Genomic DNA, 15621 nt, shown 5'->3' on the forward strand with positions numbered 1-15621 from the left:
CGGCCGGGCACCTCACCGGTGCCCGGCCGCGACCGCCGTACGCCGTACCGTCAGCCCTTGAGGCCCGCCATCCACGCCTCGACCTCGTCCGACCGGCGCGGCAGCGCCGCCGACAGGTTCCGGTTGCCGTCCTCGGTGACCAGGATGTCGTCCTCGATGCGGACGCCGATGCCGCGGTACTCCTCGGGCACCGTCAGGTCGTCGGCCTGGAAGTACAGGCCCGGCTCGACGGTGAGCACCATGCCGGGCTCCAGCGTGCCGTCGACGTACGTCTCCGTCCGCGCGGCCGCGCAGTCGTGCACGTCCATGCCGAGCATGTGGCCCGTGCCGTGCAGCGTCCAGCGGCGCTGCAGGCCCAGCTCCAGCACCCGCTCGACCGGACCCTCGACCAGGCCCCACTCGACGAGCCGCTCGGCGAGCACACGCTGCGCCGCGTCGTGGAAGTCCCGGTACTTGGCGCCCGGCTGCACGGCCGCGATACCGGCCTCCTGGGCCTCGTACACGGCGTCGTAGATCTTCTTCTGGATCGCGCTGTAGCGGCCGTTGACCGGCAGCGTGCGCGTGACGTCGGCGGTGTAGTAGGTGTGCGTCTCCACGCCCGCGTCCAGCAGGAGCAGGTCGCCGGAACGGACCGGGCCGTCGTTGCGCACCCAGTGCAGGGTGCAGGCGTGCGGGCCGGCGGCGCAGATGGAGCCGTAGCCGACGTCGTTGCCCTCCACGCGCGCGCGGAGGAAGAACGTGCCCTCGATGTAGCGCTCGCTCGTCGCCTCGGCCTTGTCGAGGACCTTCACGACGTCCTCGAAGCCGCGCACGGTCGAGTCGACGGCCTTCTGCAGCTCACCGATCTCGAAGTCGTCCTTGACCAGCCGCATCTCGGAGAGGAAGACGCGCAGTTCCTCGTCGCGCTCGGCGGTGACCTTGTCGGTCAGTGCCGCCTCGATGCCGGCGTCGTGGCCGCGTACGACGCGGACCGGGCCGGTGGCCCCGCGCAGCGCGTCCGCCAGCTCGCGCACGTCGGAGGCGGGGATGCCGTACAGCTGTTCGGCCTCGGTGAGGGAGTGGCGGCGGCCGACCCACAGCTCACCCTGGCCGTCCAGCCAGAACTCGCCGTTCTCGCGGTTGGAGCGGGGAAGGAGGTAGATCGTCGCCTTGTGGCCGGTGTCCGTGGGCTCCATGACCAGGACGCCGTCCTCCGTCTGGTTGCCGGTGAGGTACGCGTACTCGACCGACGCCCGGAAGGGGTACTCGGTGTCGTTGGAGCGGGTCTTCAGGTTGCCGGCGGGGACGACCAGGCGCTCGCCCGGGAAGCGCGCGGACAGCGCGGCACGGCGGGCGGCGGTCTCGGCGGCCTGCGGGATCGGCCGCAGGTCGCGCAGCTCGGTGTCGGCCCAGCCGCTCTTCATGTTCTCGGCGAGCTCGTCGGACACGCCCGGGTACAGGCCGTTCTTGCGCTGCTTGATCGGCTCGTCCGTCTCTTCCGGGGTCTCCGGAGTGAGCTCCTCGGCCACGGTCATCCTCCTCGGTACGGCACTGGACCCTGTCCATCGTACGGTCGTACAGAAGAGGGCCCTGGGCTGCGGAAACCGGTGCCCTACTCGAACCGCGCCGCGAGGAGTACGACGTCCTCCTCGCTGTCGGCCGCGTCCAGCCCGTCCGGCAGCACCGTCCGCAGGACGTGGTCCGCGACGGCACCGGGATCGCGCCGCATCGCCCTGGGCACTCCGGCCGCCGCCGCGTGCAGCCGGGCGAAGGCGCGGTCGGTGGGGTCGCCGGTGCGCTGCAGCAGCCCGTCGGTGTAGAGCAGAACCGTCTCGCCGGCCTCCGCGTGGATCTCCACGCTCGGCGCCTCCCAGCAGGCGAGCATGCCCAGCGGCGCGGAGACGGAGGTCTCCACGAACTCCGTGCGCTGCTCGCCGATCAGCAGGGGCGGGCTGTGCCCGGCACCGGCGAGCGTGATCTTGCGCAGGGCGGGCTCGCAGTAGCCGAACAGGGCGGTGGCCGAGCGGGCGGGCTCGGTCAGGCGCAGCAGCAGCTCCAGGTCGGACAGGACGGCGACCGGGTCCTCGCCCTCCATCGCGGCGTACGCGCGCAGGGACGCCCGCAGCCGGCCCATCGCCGCGACCGCGCTGGGACCGGAGCCGGTGACGGATCCGACGGCGAGACCGAGCGCGGCGTCCGGCAGCGGCAGGGCGTCGTACCAGTCGCCGCCGCCGCGCGGGCCGGTGCGGCGGCGGGCGGCGAGCTGGACGCCGGGCACTCGCGGCAGCCTGGAGGGCAGCAGTTCCTCGGTCATCGTCGCCATGCACGCGCGCGTGCGCTCGATTTCCAGGAGCCGGGCGAGGTGTTCGGCTGCGTAGCGGGCGTACAGGCCGACGAGGTGGCGCCTGCGTTCGCCCGGCTCGGCGGGCTCGTCGTAGAGCCATACGGCGGCGCCCAGGCGGCCCGCGGTCTCGGTGGACAGGGGGAGCGCGTAGCTGGCGGCGTAGCCGAGGCGGGCGGCGACCTCGCGCTGACGGGGGTCCAGCCCCTCCTCGGCGAACAGGTCGGGCTGGGTGACCCCGGCCTCGCAGCCGGGCAGCCCGTCGAGGATCCGCCCGTACGACGTCGAGCCGCGCGGCACGGTCTCGATGTGGCCCAGGTCGGCCCGGCCGAGGCCCAGTCCGACGGTGCTGGCCGGGCCGAGCCCGTCGCCCGGTTCCAGCACGACCAGACCACGCCGTGCGCCCAGCAGTGCGGCACCCGCGCGCAGCACCTCAAGGAGCCCTTCGGCGAGGGCGTCCGTGCGGGCCAGGCGTTCGGTGAGTTCGTGGAGGGTCGTGAGATCCGACACCCAGCCGGCGAGGCGGTCCTGGAGCAGTGCGCCGGGAGGGGCAGGCGGGTTTGACGGGGAGACCGGTGAGGTACCCGGGGCGGAAGGCGCGGCAGTGTGTGCTGGAGACGGAACCGTTGAATCGATTCCAGCCACTTTCGGAGGGTGCGGGGCGTTCATGGTGTCCGGCTTTCCGACCGGCACGTACTGCTGAAAAGCATCGCAAACCCCCATGTCATTCTGCGCCGCTAGCAGTGTCTCCACATGTACACGCACTCGTGAGGAGATGTCCAGCATTGTCCTGCTGGGATTCCTGGTGTCCGTGGGTCTTGTGTGGCCCCTTGTCAAAACGCAAACTTGGCTTAAAACTGCCCCGAGGAACGGCTTGTTGCGGTCGACTGGGTTCGTTCCACGGAGCGTCACAGCGGTCGTGATGGGTACGTACTCGGTGAAAGGCCAGGGGTGGTTGGTAGCCACCCGGAACCTGGTGACGGACCCGGGCGTCTTAGCCACCGACGACCGTGCCCCATCCTCCCGTGGCGGAGGCGGAGAGAAATACGCGCGACGGCAAAACGCCAGACTTCGCCACCCCACGCCACGCCCGTGCTTTTGATAGACGCAGTATGGGCGAGGCTGCCTCGGACGCAGCCAACGCTCGGCCCAGAGGGGTTTCCCCTGCCTCCGCAGGGGTGTGATGCGCCAACAGGTACGCACAGTGAAGTGATCGACACATGATGTGATGTGGACCACGGTGTTGCCAGGCGTGCAACGGAAAGGAACGAGCGCTCATGCGCGAGATCCTCGGAAGGCGACGCAGGCTCCTGTCCCAGCGCAGCGACGGGAGGCCTGAGTTGATCAGCGCGGCCCTGACCTACGCGACGGAATGGCAGTGGCCCGTACTCCCGGGCGTGGCGGCGGACCCGCAGGCGCAGTCCCGCTGCGGCTGCCCCGACCCGGACTGCACGGTGCCCGGAGCGCATCCGTTCGAACCCGGCCTCCTCGCGGCCACCACCGACGAGCGCATGGTGCGCTGGTGGTGGACCAACCGGCCCACGGCACCCATCGTCCTCGCCACCGGCGGCAAGGCCCCCTGCGCGGTCTCCCTGCCCGCCCTGCCGGCCGCCCGCGCCCTGGACGCCCTCGATCGCGTCGGCATGCGCCTCGGTCCGGTCGTCGCCTCGCCCGACCGCTGGGCGATCCTCGTCAAGCCGTACTCCATGGAGCAGTTGGGCGAGCTGCTGTACGCCAAGGACTTCGTGCCCGGCTCCCTGCGCTTCCACGGCGAAGGCGGCTATCTGGCGCTGCCCCCGTCCGAGGCCGGCCGGGGCTCCATCGGCTGGGAGCGCGCACCGCTGCCCGGCTCCGCCTCGCCGTGGGTGCCCGACGTGGAGGCCGTCGTGGACGCCGTGGTCGAGGTCCTCACCCGTACGGGTGTGAGCGCACCCGAGTTGTGAGGGTGTCGGCGCGCGCCGAACTCCCCGCCCGTCCGTCGTCGTTATCGTCCGCTTCATGCCGCTTGGTTCTGGGGAGCACAACACCGACGCCCGGGCGCGGAGCGCCGAGGCGGGGGTGCGGGGGGCCGACGCTGACGCTCGGGGGCGGGGTGCCGACGCGCGGGTGCGCGGGGCCGACGCCCGAGGGATGTCGGGCGCTGAGGCCCGGCTGCTTGGTGCGGAGGGCCGGGGGCGGGGTGCTGAACCCCGGCTGCTTGGTGCGGAGGATCGGGGGCGGGGCGCTGAAGCTCGGGCGCGGAGCATCGCCGCCCGGGTGCATGGCGTAGAAGCCACGGCGCGTGGCGTGGAGGCCACGGCGCGTGGCGTGGAGGCCACGGCGCACGGCGTAGAGGCCGCGGCCCATGGCGCCGAGGGCCAGGTGCACACCTCCGGAGCCGCCGAAGCCGCTGAGGCCGCAGCGCGTGGCGGCGGAGCCCGAGCACGTGGCTCGCGAGCCGGAAAGCGCGGCGCCCGGACCGGTAAGCACAGCTCAAGGCTCGGGAAGCGGGACGCAAAGTCCGCGAAGCACCGCTCAGGGCCCGGGGAGCAGAGCGCGAGGGCTGCGAAGCACAGCTCAGGGATCGGGACACGCAGGGCGGGAGTCCGAAGGCCCGACGCGGCGCCCGGAGAACACGGCGGCGCAGGCCCCGGGAAGTACAGCACGGGTTCCGGAAAGCACGGCGCAGGTCCCGCAAAACGCGGCGCAGGTCCCGGAAAGCGTCGCGGCGCAAGGCACGGAAAGCCCAGCACGAGGCCCGGCAGGCATCGCGCCCCGTCCGCGTTTCGCGGCGGACCCGGTGCCCGCCGAGTCCGTCTGCTCGCCCTCCTGGGCGTCGTGGTGTGCGCGGTCGCGCTGCCGTTCGCCGTGGCGTCCGCCGGACCCGTGGGGGACGAGGGCCGCTCGCTCGTACGTTCCCTCCCGCCGGCCGACGACCGTGCCGGCAAGGCGCGTCCAGCGGCCGACGGGGCGTCCCGCACCGCCGCCGAGGCGCCCTCGGCCGACGCCGTGCGCTGCGGTCCCGAACTCGCCTCCTCCGACGGCGTCGAAGCACAGACCTGTGTCCTGGCGCAGGGCGGAGAGACCTGGGGCCGGACCTACTACCGCAATCCGACCGGCGCGGCGCTGGACTCCGTACTGAGCCTCATGGGCCCGCGCGGCCGCACCGTACAGATCCACTGCCAGGTCGACGCCGAGGACGAACCGGCGATGTGCGAGACGCCGAGGGAGCGCACCCGGGGGGAACTGGCGGCGTACACGGCGGTCGCCGAGTTCGCGGAACGGACCGGGCGCCAAGCCCTGTTGTTGCGCTCCGGGAGCAACTCCCCGCCACGAACGGGCAGTTGACGCGCGACCGCATGCCGTAAAGAGTGACGGACACAGAAAGACCCGGTTGCTGGCGACGGGGGATGCACCAGCAACCGGGCTACTGGAACGGTAACAAGAGATCTGCGGTTCGCAAATTCGATCTCTGCTTTCCGGTCACCGACTGGCTTGTCTGCACCGGGAGTTGTGACCGGAGTCACCTGTTCCAGGGCCTGGTTCGGCTCACCGGTCAGTCAGCCGAACCACCCCCGGGACCGCCGTGTCAGCTGAGCGTGACCTGCCGGTTGGTGAGGCCGCCGCGCGCCCGGCGCTCGTCGGCCGTGAGCGGTGCGTCCGAGGCCAGGGCCTCGGCGAGGCGCTCGGCGAACTCCGCGGCGGGCTTCTCCACATCCTGTGCTCCGACCCCGCTCGGCAGGTCCCAGACCGGGACGGTGAGCCCGTGAGCACGGAAGGACCCGACGAGGCGGGTGCCCTCGCCGAGGCTGGACCGGCCCGCCGCCTGCAGTCGCGCGAGGGCGTCCAGAAGCCGCTCCTCCGGGTGCGGCATGACCCAGCGCAGGTGGTTCTTCTCCGGCGTCTCGCACCAGTACGCGGCGTCCACGCTCTGGAGCCGGACGGTGGGGATGGCCGCGGCGTTGGCCCGCTCCAGGGAGGCGGTCACCTCCGGCGTGGCCTTCTCCGGGTCCGGGACCCAGAACTCGAAGCCCGAGTGCACAACTGGCTCGAAGGCGCCTTCGGGGTCGAGCAGCTCCTGCAGCCGCGGACCGTCGGCCGACGCCCGGCGGCCCTGCACGGGTGTGCCCGGCTCGGCGGACAGGGCGCGCTGGAGGGTGTCGGCGAGGTCGCGGCTGATGTCGCCCGACGCGGTGTCGTTCTGCAGGCCGATCAGCACCGAGCCGTCCTCGCGGCGCAGGGCCGGCCAGGCCATCGGCAGGACGGTGGCCAGCGTCACCGACGGGACGCCCTCGGGGAGGCCGTCCTTGAGGGTCAGCTCGACGGTGGCGGCGGGCACCAGCTCGCGCAGCGCCACCCAGTCGCACTCGCCCCGCAGCCCCTCGAAGGGGCGCTGCACCAGCTCGGTCACGGCCTGGGCGGCGGCCCGGCCGTGGCAGGCCTTGTAGCGGCGGCCGCTGCCGCAGGGGCAGGGCTCGCGGGCGCCGACGACCGGGATCTCTCCGTCCGTGATCTGCGGGCGCTTGGCCTTCGTCTGGGGGCGCTTCTTGGCCATCGTGGGTGTCTCCCGGTTACGGCTCGTCTCGTACGGGCGCGAGCCTAGCCGTTCGTGCCCTGGCCGACGGGATCCTGTGGACAACGCGACGCCGTGTGCCGTGCCCGGCGGCGCCTGGCCGGCTCCGGGCACGTCGGGCGGAGTGCCGGGTCAGCCCAGCTCGTCGAAGGCGTCCGCGAAGCCCAGGTCGGGTATCTGGGACACGGCGGGTGCCGCGACACGCGTGGCGAAGTCGTCGCGGCGGTGCCCCGCGTCCGGGTCGTGCACGTCGTCGTGGACGACGACCCACACCGTGACCTCGCCGCGGGCGTCGTCCCTTACGCCCCAGTCGTCGGCCAGCGCGGTGATGATGTTCAGCCCACGGCCGCCGTGTGCGGTGACCGAGGGCGTGGCCGGAGCCGGGCGGGTCGGACCACCCCCGTCCGTGACCTCGACGATCAGCCGGCCGCTCGGGTCCACGCGCCACGCGGCCCGGACGTCACCGTCCCCGGCCAGGGCGTCGCCCAGGGGGCGGCCGTGTTTGCACGCGTTGCTCAAGAGTTCCGAAAGGATCAGTACGGCGTCGTCGATGACCGATTCCGCCACGCCGCCTCTGCGCAACTGATCACGCATGCGGTGTCGTGCTTCCCCCACGCCCGCAGGGCCATGGGGTACGGCCATGCTCGACGACGTGGGCACCTCCTGTGCCACCACCAACGCCACCCCCGAGACCTCCTTTGCCCCACGCCACGGTGTGGATGCCCCATTGGCCTGTACCGGAAACCGGCCGATCCCAGTCCGGTGACGCACTCGCAACGATCGAATACGAACCGAACGCGCCGGAGCACTCCCTGTAGTCGTGTGGCTGGATTTCGACGGTGTGTCCGAGATCGGAGGATGCGGCAGCCCCTCCAGCCGGGTCAAGAGGTGTGACGGAAGTAGATAAAAGTGGGCTGAGGGAACAGTGTGGCGAATCAGCGGTCGAGCTGGTGCAACACCGCGCGCGGGCGGTTGGTGATGATGGCGTCGACGCCGAGGCTGACGCACAGCTCCACGTCCTCGGGCTCGTTCACCGTCCAGACGTGCACCTGGTGGCCGACCGCCTTCAGTCGCTCGATGTACGTGGGGTGGTTGCGCACGATCCGTATCGACGGGCCCGCGATCCGGACCCCCGCGGGCAGCCGCCCGTCGCGCAGCCTGGGCGAGACGAACTGCATCAGGTAGACCGTCGGCAGTGTCGGAGAGGCCGCCCGCACCCGGTGCAGCGAGCGGGCCGAGAAGCTCATGACGCGTACCGGGGACTCCTCGGCACTGGCCGGCTCGGCGAGGCCGAACCGCTTCAGCAGCATGAGCAGCCGCTCCTCCACCTGTCCGGCCCAACGCGTGGGGTGCTTGGTCTCGATGGCCAGCTCCACCCGGCGCCCCGCGTCGGCGACCAGTTCGAGCAGCCGCTCAAGGGTGAGGACGGAGGTCTCCTCCCGGTCCTCGGGCCGGTGCTCCCAGTCGGGCTCCTCGTCCCGGTTCTTCCAGGCGTCGCGGGTCTTCCAGGAACCGAAGTCCAGGGCGGCCAGGTCGGCGAGCTCCAGGGCCGAGACCGCGCCGCGGCCGTTGGACGTGCGGTTGACGCGGCGGTCGTGGACGCAGACGAGGTGGCCGTCGGCGGTCAGGCGGACATCGCACTCAAGGGCGTCCGCACCGTCCTCGATCGCCTTCCTGTACGCGGCCAGGGTGTGCTCGGGGGCCTCTTCGGACGCTCCGCGGTGGGCGACGACCTGAGTCCGGGGCTGTCGTGCGTGGGTCACCGCGTCATGGTGCCACCGAGCGTGGGTAGTCGTCCGGTCGGAGTCGTCGTCATCACGTCCATTTAGTTCCACATGACCTATATAAAGAGGAACCCGGGACCCACAGCCACCGCTTATGGTGCTCTGACAGCCCGTGGGAAAAGCTGACGGCATACAAATAGACATGCACGACATGCACCCAGACATGGACAGCTGAATCGCGCCGGACCGTCGACCAGCGCGCACGAGCGTGACCGAGTGCGACCCCATACAGCCGTTGATCGAGGAGAGAAGCTGTGAGCACCGAGAACGAGGGCACCCCGGTACCCCCGGCCCCGTCTGCACCCCCCGTGCCGGTGGCATCTCCCGCAGCCTCCCCGCAGGCAGCGGCGCCCGGCAGCGGCGCGCCGACGACTCCGACGCCGCCCGCGAGCGCTCCCGGCGCTCCGGGGCAGGACGGGTACGCCGGTCAGGCGCCGGCCTACGCCTCGGCGGGGACGGGACCGGACGGCGCCTCCCAGGGGCACGTCTCCCAGGGCTCGGCCCCCGACGCCTCCTGGCCGCCCCCGCCGCCTGCCAACCCGTCGTACGGCGGGGGTGACGGCGGGTACGGCGGCTGGGGCTCCTCGTACCAGCCGCCCGCGCCGAAGTCCGGCCGCGGGCGGGGCGGGCTGCTCGCCGCGGTCCTGGTCGCCGCGCTGGTCGCGGGCGGTCTGGGCGGCGGCCTCGGCTACACGCTGGCCAAGAACAACGACGAGACCGGCTCCACCACGGTCGCCGCCTCCGACACCGGCGGCTCCGTCAAGCGCGACGCGGGCACGGTCGCGGGCGTGGCCGCCAGGGCGCTGCCCAGCACGGTCACCATCGAGGCCGAGAGCACCAGCGGTGAGGGCGGCACCGGCACCGGCTTCGTCTTCGACAAGCAGGGCCACATCGTCACCAACAACCACGTGGTGGCGGGCGCGGTCGACGGCGGCAAGCTCACAGCGACGTTCCCCAACGGCAAGAAGTACGACGCCGAGGTGGTCGGCCACGCGCAGGGCTACGACGTCGCGGTCATCAAGCTGAAGGACGCGCCGGGGGACCTGAACCCGCTCCCCCTGGGCAACTCCGACAAGGTGGCCGTCGGCGACTCCACGATCGCCATCGGCGCCCCCTTCGGCCTGTCCAACACGGTGACCACGGGCGTCATCAGCGCCAAGAACCGCCCGGTGGCCTCCAGCGACGGCAGCGCCGACAGCAAGGCCTCCTACATGAGCGCCCTGCAGACCGACGCCTCGATCAACCCGGGCAACTCCGGCGGCCCCCTGCTGGACGCCCAGGGCAACGTCATCGGCATCAACTCCGCGATCCAGTCCGCCGGCAGCGGCGGCCTGGGCGGCACCGGCCAGGCCGGTTCGATCGGACTGGGCTTCGCCATCCCGATCAACCAGGCCAAGTACGTCGCCCAGGAGCTGATCAAGACCGGCAAGCCGGTGTACGCGAAGATCGGCGCCTCCGTCTCCCTGGAGGACACGACGGACGGCGCCCAGATCACCGACCAGGGCGGTGGCGGCGCCGACCCGGTCGAGTCCGGCGGCCCCGCCGACAAGGCCGGCCTCAAGCCCGGCGACGTGATCACCAAGCTCGACGACCACGTCATCGACAGTGGCCCGACCCTGATCGGCGAGATCTGGACCCACAAGCCCGGCGACAAGGTCACGATCACCTACGAGCGCGGCGGCAAGGAACACACCACCGAACTCACCCTCGGCTCCCGCATCGGCGACAACTGACCCGCACACGCGCGTGCCGACCCGTTACTCTTGTCCCCGCGCCGCCGATCACGGCCGGCGCGGGGAGGTGTGCCCGAGCGGCCGAAGGGAACGGTCTTGAAAACCGTCGTGGCAGCGATGTCACCGTGGGTTCAAATCCCACCGCCTCCGCAGAGGTCGTAAGTATGCAGGTCAGAAGGGGTGTCCCTCTTGAGGGACACCCCTTCTGACGTGGGGTCTGTCTCACCTTGACCCAGCTCTGTCGCGTTGTGGATCACTACGCGTGGACCAGGGGTGGACCAAGGTTCCCCCCGCCCGAAGCGACACCTCACAGCGGACTATGCGGCGGCAGGTGGCTCCCTGTAGTCCCCTGGTGCTGCTTGTTCGGTGCCCTCGTCGTTCTACGTTGGGAGCTCACTGACCGGGCCCTGCGCCGATATCCGTACACCCTCTCGGCCACGTCGGTCGGGCAGGACGTCAGCCGCGGCGGATTTGTGCGGCTGGAGGGGCAGCCCGCCCTGGAGGCGGTGCGCATCTTCGTCGCCACGCTGGAGGCTGCGGACTGGACCGTGGAGCCGGCCACGACCTACCCAGACGAGCTGCGTGTGCGCTATCAGGGCCGGAACCAGTGTCCGTCCATGTGTGTCGTCCCGTCCGAAGGACGCCAGTACTGCACGCGGTGGCGCGGCCACGACGACGAGCACGGGACGACCAGACGCTGCACCACTGGAAGGACACCACTCCGCAGCCGCCGAGGTGGTGGCTACCCGGACAGCCCCTGTCGGGGCCTGCGCCAGTCACTGGCTGAAGTGCCACGCAGCGGGCGCACTGGGCGGCGCCGCCGGCCCCAGCGCCATGAGAGTCCTTCTCGCCGTCCCGAGCCCGGCCAAGTCCCCCCGCCCGCGTCGTAAAACACAAGGGGGGCGTGGGCCTGCTGGGCGGAGCCCACGAGACCTGCGCAGCCGATCACGGATACGAGCTGGGACTTGAGGCGCATATTTCAGCACACCGAACGGCGTTGACCACCAGAAACGTGAAATAGCGTTGATCACGGCCAAGTTGGCCCTATCACGCCTGTAGAGTCTGGTCATTCCCTCGGGACATCGGCCGCGCCCCACCAGCTGGGGGCGCGGAGAGCGTCCCGCGTTGCGGGGCGCATCCCCGCCTCGCCTGGCCTTCGAGCCGGGAGGGAGTGGTCCTTGAAGGTGATCAGGAAGCTGAAATCGATCATCAGCAGCATCAAGGACCGGTACACAGCTCACGTACGGCCCCAGCTCACCCCGGAACGCATGCGCACGGCCAGCGAACTCGTTCGCACCGCCGTCACGTTCCTGGAGCAGGGCCCGTGGAGCTGAAGCGCGTGAACCCCCAGCTGAGGTGACTCAGCCGGAGGCCACGCACCGGTAGGCCAGTGCCTCGCCCTTGCGGTTCCGTCGGGCGCAACCGACGGAAGGGTGAGGCGTCTGGTCGCTCTGACCAGCGATGTTTCGCGTGAAACACCGCTCGCGCTTGAAGCGTATCGCGATTCAGCTTTAGTGAAACACCTAGCGCACTAATTGGCGGACGTGATTTTACGGACTGACCAAAGTTGCAGCCGCCAAAGCACAGACCAAAGTTGCCGCCCGCAACATTGGTCGACGGCAATGTGGACGGGCATTTGGACGGCCGCGTCGTCGTCACGACGTCGTCACCCCGCCCAGCCCAGGTCGAGCACATCGATGCCGTCCGGGTACGCAGCGAAGACCACCCAGCACCGGCGCCCGAACCACACAGCCGCCTCCCAGCTTCCCAACGTCGGCCACACGTCGCGACGGACCAGTACCGTCGCGATGGTCCCCAGGACCTCTCGACGGCCGGCATCAGGCAGCTCGTCCAGCGCATCCTCGACCCGGACCGCCAGGTCCACTCGTACGGCTTCGCACACCCCTGTGCTCGTGATCAACACGAGCACCGTACGGCCAGGCGACCTGTCTGTGAGGGCCTGTGGAAAACCTCCGGATCCATCACCACCACGACCGCCTCCGGGGTGTCGTCCCGGCAACACACCTCGACCGCCAGCCCCGTGGCTCCCAGAGGCCCTATTGCGGATGTGGCGTCGCTCGCGTGACGTAGGAGTCCTAGCTCAGACACCAGCCGCACAGGAGAGGGGCGTCCGATGGCGTTCCGCGTCATACACGAGCAGCGGGGGACGGTGTTCGCTCATCTACCGGATCTCGGCTGTGAGCGAGCGTGGACGGATGTCTGGCGGGTGAGGCCGGCCGCGCCCTTGGTATGTGCCGAATGCCAGCACCGGGTCCGGGCGAAGGTCTCGCCGACCGGGCTGCGACTCTTCGCCGGGGAGCGCCGGCCGCGCGCCAGATTGCGTCGCTGATCACTCGGTCGGGCACAGGGGCGCCGGGACGTCACACCTGCCCGCAGGGGCTTGCCGTCCACCTGCAACTCCACCGGCACGAGGCGGACCGTAGCCAGCGCCCTTGCCTGCCCGGCGATCTTTCCGTGAACTCCAGCGCCAGCCGTATCCCCTGTGCTAGCCCGACCATGATCAATCTCAACGGCACTTTCTGTACCGCAACTACTCACACCCGTGGTTCCCGGGCCACCTTCTGCTTGTGGAAGACGCGGGTGTGGGCGCCGGCCCACGTGCGTGCGGGTACAAGGGCCTCGACCGCCGTGTCGAAGCGTGCCTCCTGATCGGGCGCTTCACAAGCAGGGAGCCAGGCTCACGTGGCCTTTCCTGTCTGCTGGCCCGCCCGGTGCGGATGCGACTTGGCTGCCTGGTCCACTGCCCTCTGCATGTGGCTGGCATCCGGCACTGGTTCGACCAGCGAGGCCCCCAGTCGTTCGCGAGCGTCTGCGGTTGCACGGACCTTCCGCGCGCTCAGGACACCGAACTCGTGAACGCTCACGCCGGCCTCGTAGGCGCCCTTGATGACGGCCTTCACGCACTCGAACAGATAGTCCTCACCGCCGCAAAGTTCGAGTTGGCCGCGTCGCTTGAGCTCTGCAGCGACCTGGGGCACCCCTACTGGCCCACCCGCTCGATGGAGATCAACGATCGCCTGGAAGATCAGCGCGTTTCGGTTGCTGAAGAAAGCACCGGCCGTCAGGACCGGACGAGCCGCGTCAGGCGAAGTCCTATGTTCGCTGGCTGACTGTGGCTCGTGATCTCTGGTCGGCGGGGACGAGAGCGGGACAGAGGCATGGGCTTGATCCCAAAGAGCCTTGAATCGATTGACCTCGGCTTCAGCTGCAAGCCGGGGTCTGGCTAGCTGAGCAAGCTGCTCCACGACCAGTTCAACCACGCCCCACGTCGGCAGAGCGGGCTTCACAAAGGCGTGGTGGATGTTCGTGTGGCTGATGACCTTCCCTACGGCTAAGTAGAGCTTTCGGGCCGAGGGGTATCCCGCCTTGCCGTGCAGCGCATGCAGTTCGCGATTGAAGACCCGGAGGGGTCCTTCAGGAAGCTTTGGCCTAAGCCACTGTGGCATGTGTTACCCCCTGCCCTCGCCCCCATGGCTTGCCCATGATGTCACCTAGCGTCATGAACTGTCAGGGACTGTAAGAGATCATGAGTGACTGTCAGAAGCCGTCAACTGACGCTGACCACTGCTGACGCTGATCCCAGGACACCTACTTGGAGAGGTAAATGGATCAGATCAGCACGCGCACCCTTCTACTCCTGTTCGTTGGGGTCTTCACGGTCTACTTGGTCTTGGAGCACCCGGCCGTAGGGGCGGCGCTCGGAACAGCCGTCGCGGTGGTGACTCTTCTGCACGAGCTTCTACGGAAGTAGTCCGTCTTCCGGGGCGGCTTGTCCCTCGAAGCTCGGGTGAGCCCCGCTCAACGCGGAGGCATGCCACTGCACGACATGAAGGCGCCACCTTGCCCGATGCGGGCGGAGGTGGCGCGGTCTGTGCTTCGAACTGGCTTACTTATCGCTGGCAGCGTCAAGCGCCCGCTCGATATGTTCGTTCGAGTGCTGATGGCTACGGTGAATGGCCTTTGCATAGAAGCGGAACAGGACGGCGATGCTATGGCCAGCTCGGCGTGCAACCTCTGCCGGCGAGACGCCGGACTCCAGCCAGAGCGACACGCCCGCATGGCGCAGGGAGTACGGCACGTCAGCCAGGCGGGAAGCCGCTTCAGACTCGGTCAGCACTGCGAGTCGAGCAGCCTTCCAAGCCTCCCCGTACTCCTTGGACAGCAGGCCGCCGCCTTGAGCTGCGCGGAACAGCCGACCGTCTTCAGCAGTACCGAACTGCTTGATGTGCTCGCGGAGCAGGCGCACGAGGACGGGGGGAATCGGCACGGACCGGGTGGCCTTGCGAGCCCGCTTCTTCAGGCCACGCGTATCGAACGACTTGCCTGTGTCGGTCCACCCGGAGCCGACTCGGGGCGTGCTCGTGGACAGCAGCACTTCTCCCCAGCCCTCTTCGGGCAAGGTGAAGTCTTCTTCTCGAAGGTTGGCTGCCTCCCCAGGGCGGTTGGCCGCGTAGTAGAGGCACCCGAAGAACGCCATCAGGTGCCGTCCACGTGCCCCCTGCTCGCCTACAGCGTCGATCAGCGCCTTCGCCAGCTTCGGGCCGGGCACGAACCGGAAGTCGATCTCGTCGTCAGTATCGGGCGGGGTCCAGTCGACCTTGTCGAGAGGAAGGGTTGCCAGCAACTCCCGTTCCACCGCGTACCGGAGGCAGTTGCTAAAGACCGTTCGCTTGCGATTAACCGTGTTCTCGGCAGCGGGCGTGCCGTCCTGCTTCAGCTTCAGAGCGTCGAGCGCCGTACGCACCACCGACGGCGTGTTGAGCGCGGTGATGTCGACGGACTTTCGGCTGATCCAGTCCAGCGCCGCCACGATGTCGGCGGGAGGTTCCTCGACATTGATGCGGGGCTTCAGCGTCCCGTCGCCGCCGACGACGAAGCGGTAGACCCACGAGTAGAGGGCGATCCGGAGCACCTTGGGAGCAGGAGCCCCGCGGTTGTCCTTGACCAGCTTCGGCGTGATGGTGGCCAGCGTGTCAGCGATGCTCGCGCGGTGCTTGGCCGAAGCAGCGGGCCACTTCATCTCCGCGTAGGCGCGTGTGTGGGCGTACCAGGTGGTGGAGTTGAGCGCTTGCACTTCCGAGGCAGGCAGGCCGGTTTCCGTGTCGAACTGCTCGCGGTTACGCAGAGCGGCCAGCAGCTCTGAGCGCCGACCATCAGCCTGAGCCTTGATCTTGTACTCTTGGAGAAGGGCCGAAGGCCGACCCGCCAGCG

12 protein-coding genes and 1 tRNA gene are annotated in these 15621 nt (G+C 69.8%); 5 read left to right on the plus strand and 8 right to left on the minus strand.

Features of this window, described 5'->3' with window-relative positions:
- Positions 1-50: 50 nt before the first annotated feature.
- A complete protein-coding gene (locus NW895_RS30840; RefSeq protein ID WP_289939712.1) occupies positions 51-1514 on the minus strand; it encodes an aminopeptidase P family protein in 1464 nt (487 codons plus the stop codon).
- 77 nt (positions 1515-1591) lie between these two features.
- Complete coding sequence (locus tag NW895_RS30845; RefSeq protein WP_289939713.1) at positions 1592-3106, minus strand: PP2C family protein-serine/threonine phosphatase; 1515 nt, start codon at positions 3104-3106, stop codon at positions 1592-1594.
- A 491-nt stretch (positions 3107-3597) separates the two neighbouring features.
- On the opposite strand from NW895_RS30845, the gene NW895_RS30850 reads away from it, so the two are divergent.
- Together NW895_RS30850 and NW895_RS30855 are read left to right on the plus strand one after the other, a co-directional pair.
- Positions 3598-4263: a bifunctional DNA primase/polymerase gene (locus tag NW895_RS30850; protein ID WP_289939715.1), complete on the plus strand. Its 666-nt coding sequence runs from the start codon at positions 3598-3600 to the stop codon at positions 4261-4263.
- 874 nt (positions 4264-5137) lie between these two features.
- Complete coding sequence (locus tag NW895_RS30855; protein ID WP_289939716.1) at positions 5138-5647, plus strand: hypothetical protein; 510 nt, start codon at positions 5138-5140, stop codon at positions 5645-5647.
- Positions 5648-5888: 241 nt separating this feature from the next.
- On the opposite strand, the gene NW895_RS30860 is transcribed toward NW895_RS30855, so the two are convergent.
- From NW895_RS30860 to NW895_RS30870, 3 genes are all read right to left on the minus strand, one after another.
- Positions 5889-6854 carry a DUF5926 family protein gene (locus NW895_RS30860; protein WP_289939718.1) on the minus strand — a complete coding sequence of 322 codons (966 nt, stop codon included), beginning with the start codon at positions 6852-6854 and terminating at the stop codon, positions 5889-5891.
- 150 nt (positions 6855-7004) lie between these two features.
- The gene (locus NW895_RS30865; protein WP_289939719.1) at positions 7005-7643 is read right to left on the minus strand and encodes an ATP-binding protein; all 639 of its coding nucleotides are present in this window, start codon (positions 7641-7643) and stop codon (positions 7005-7007) included.
- Between the two features lie 164 nt (positions 7644-7807).
- A complete protein-coding gene (locus NW895_RS30870) occupies positions 7808-8635 on the minus strand; it encodes a glycerophosphodiester phosphodiesterase (protein ID WP_289939721.1) in 828 nt (275 codons plus the stop codon).
- A gap of 275 nt (positions 8636-8910) precedes the next feature.
- On the opposite strand from NW895_RS30870, the gene NW895_RS30875 reads away from it, so the two are divergent.
- The 3 genes from NW895_RS30875 (at position 8911) to NW895_RS30885 (ending at position 11723) form a co-directional block, all read left to right on the plus strand.
- A complete protein-coding gene (locus NW895_RS30875; protein WP_289939723.1) occupies positions 8911-10389 on the plus strand; it encodes a trypsin-like peptidase domain-containing protein in 1479 nt (492 codons plus the stop codon).
- 63 nt (positions 10390-10452) lie between these two features.
- A tRNA-Ser gene (locus NW895_RS30880) sits at positions 10453-10539 on the plus strand.
- A gap of 1028 nt (positions 10540-11567) precedes the next feature.
- Positions 11568-11723, plus strand: a complete 156-nt coding sequence (locus NW895_RS30885) for a hypothetical protein (protein ID WP_289939725.1) — start codon at positions 11568-11570, stop codon at positions 11721-11723.
- Between the two features lie 332 nt (positions 11724-12055).
- Here the strand turns inward: NW895_RS30885 and NW895_RS30890 are convergent, their stop codons facing one another.
- The 3 genes from NW895_RS30890 to NW895_RS30900 form a co-directional block, all read right to left on the minus strand.
- A complete protein-coding gene (locus NW895_RS30890) occupies positions 12056-12310 on the minus strand; it encodes a hypothetical protein (RefSeq protein ID WP_289939727.1) in 255 nt (84 codons plus the stop codon).
- A 778-nt stretch (positions 12311-13088) separates the two neighbouring features.
- On the minus strand, positions 13089-13856 hold the full coding sequence (locus tag NW895_RS30895; protein WP_289939729.1) for a DnaB-like helicase N-terminal domain-containing protein: 768 nt from the start codon (positions 13854-13856) through the stop codon (positions 13089-13091).
- 440 nt (positions 13857-14296) lie between these two features.
- Positions 14297-15484, minus strand: a complete 1188-nt coding sequence (locus tag NW895_RS30900) for a site-specific integrase (RefSeq protein ID WP_354670130.1) — start codon at positions 15482-15484, stop codon at positions 14297-14299.
- Between the last annotated feature and the right edge of the window lie 137 nt (positions 15485-15621).

It is taken from the genome of Streptomyces sp. S.PNR 29 (genome assembly GCF_030386795.1).
GTDB lineage: Bacteria > Actinomycetota > Actinomycetes > Streptomycetales > Streptomycetaceae > Streptomyces.

Bases quoted from the DNA above. Each gene is read 5' to 3' on its own strand.
- NW895_RS30840 (WP_289939712.1), bottom strand. From the start codon at position 1,514: ATGACCGTGGCCGAGGAGCTCACTCCGGAGACCCCGGAAGAGACGGAC.
- NW895_RS30845 (WP_289939713.1), bottom strand. From the start codon at position 3,106: ATGCTGGACATCTCCTCACGAGTGCGTGTACATGTGGAGACACTGCTA.
- NW895_RS30850 (WP_289939715.1), top strand. From the start codon at position 3,598: ATGCGCGAGATCCTCGGAAGGCGACGCAGGCTCCTGTCCCAGCGCAGC.
- NW895_RS30860 (WP_289939718.1), bottom strand. From the start codon at position 6,854: ATGGCCAAGAAGCGCCCCCAGACGAAGGCCAAGCGCCCGCAGATCACG.
- NW895_RS30895 (WP_289939729.1), bottom strand. From the start codon at position 13,856: ATGCCACAGTGGCTTAGGCCAAAGCTTCCTGAAGGACCCCTCCGGGTC.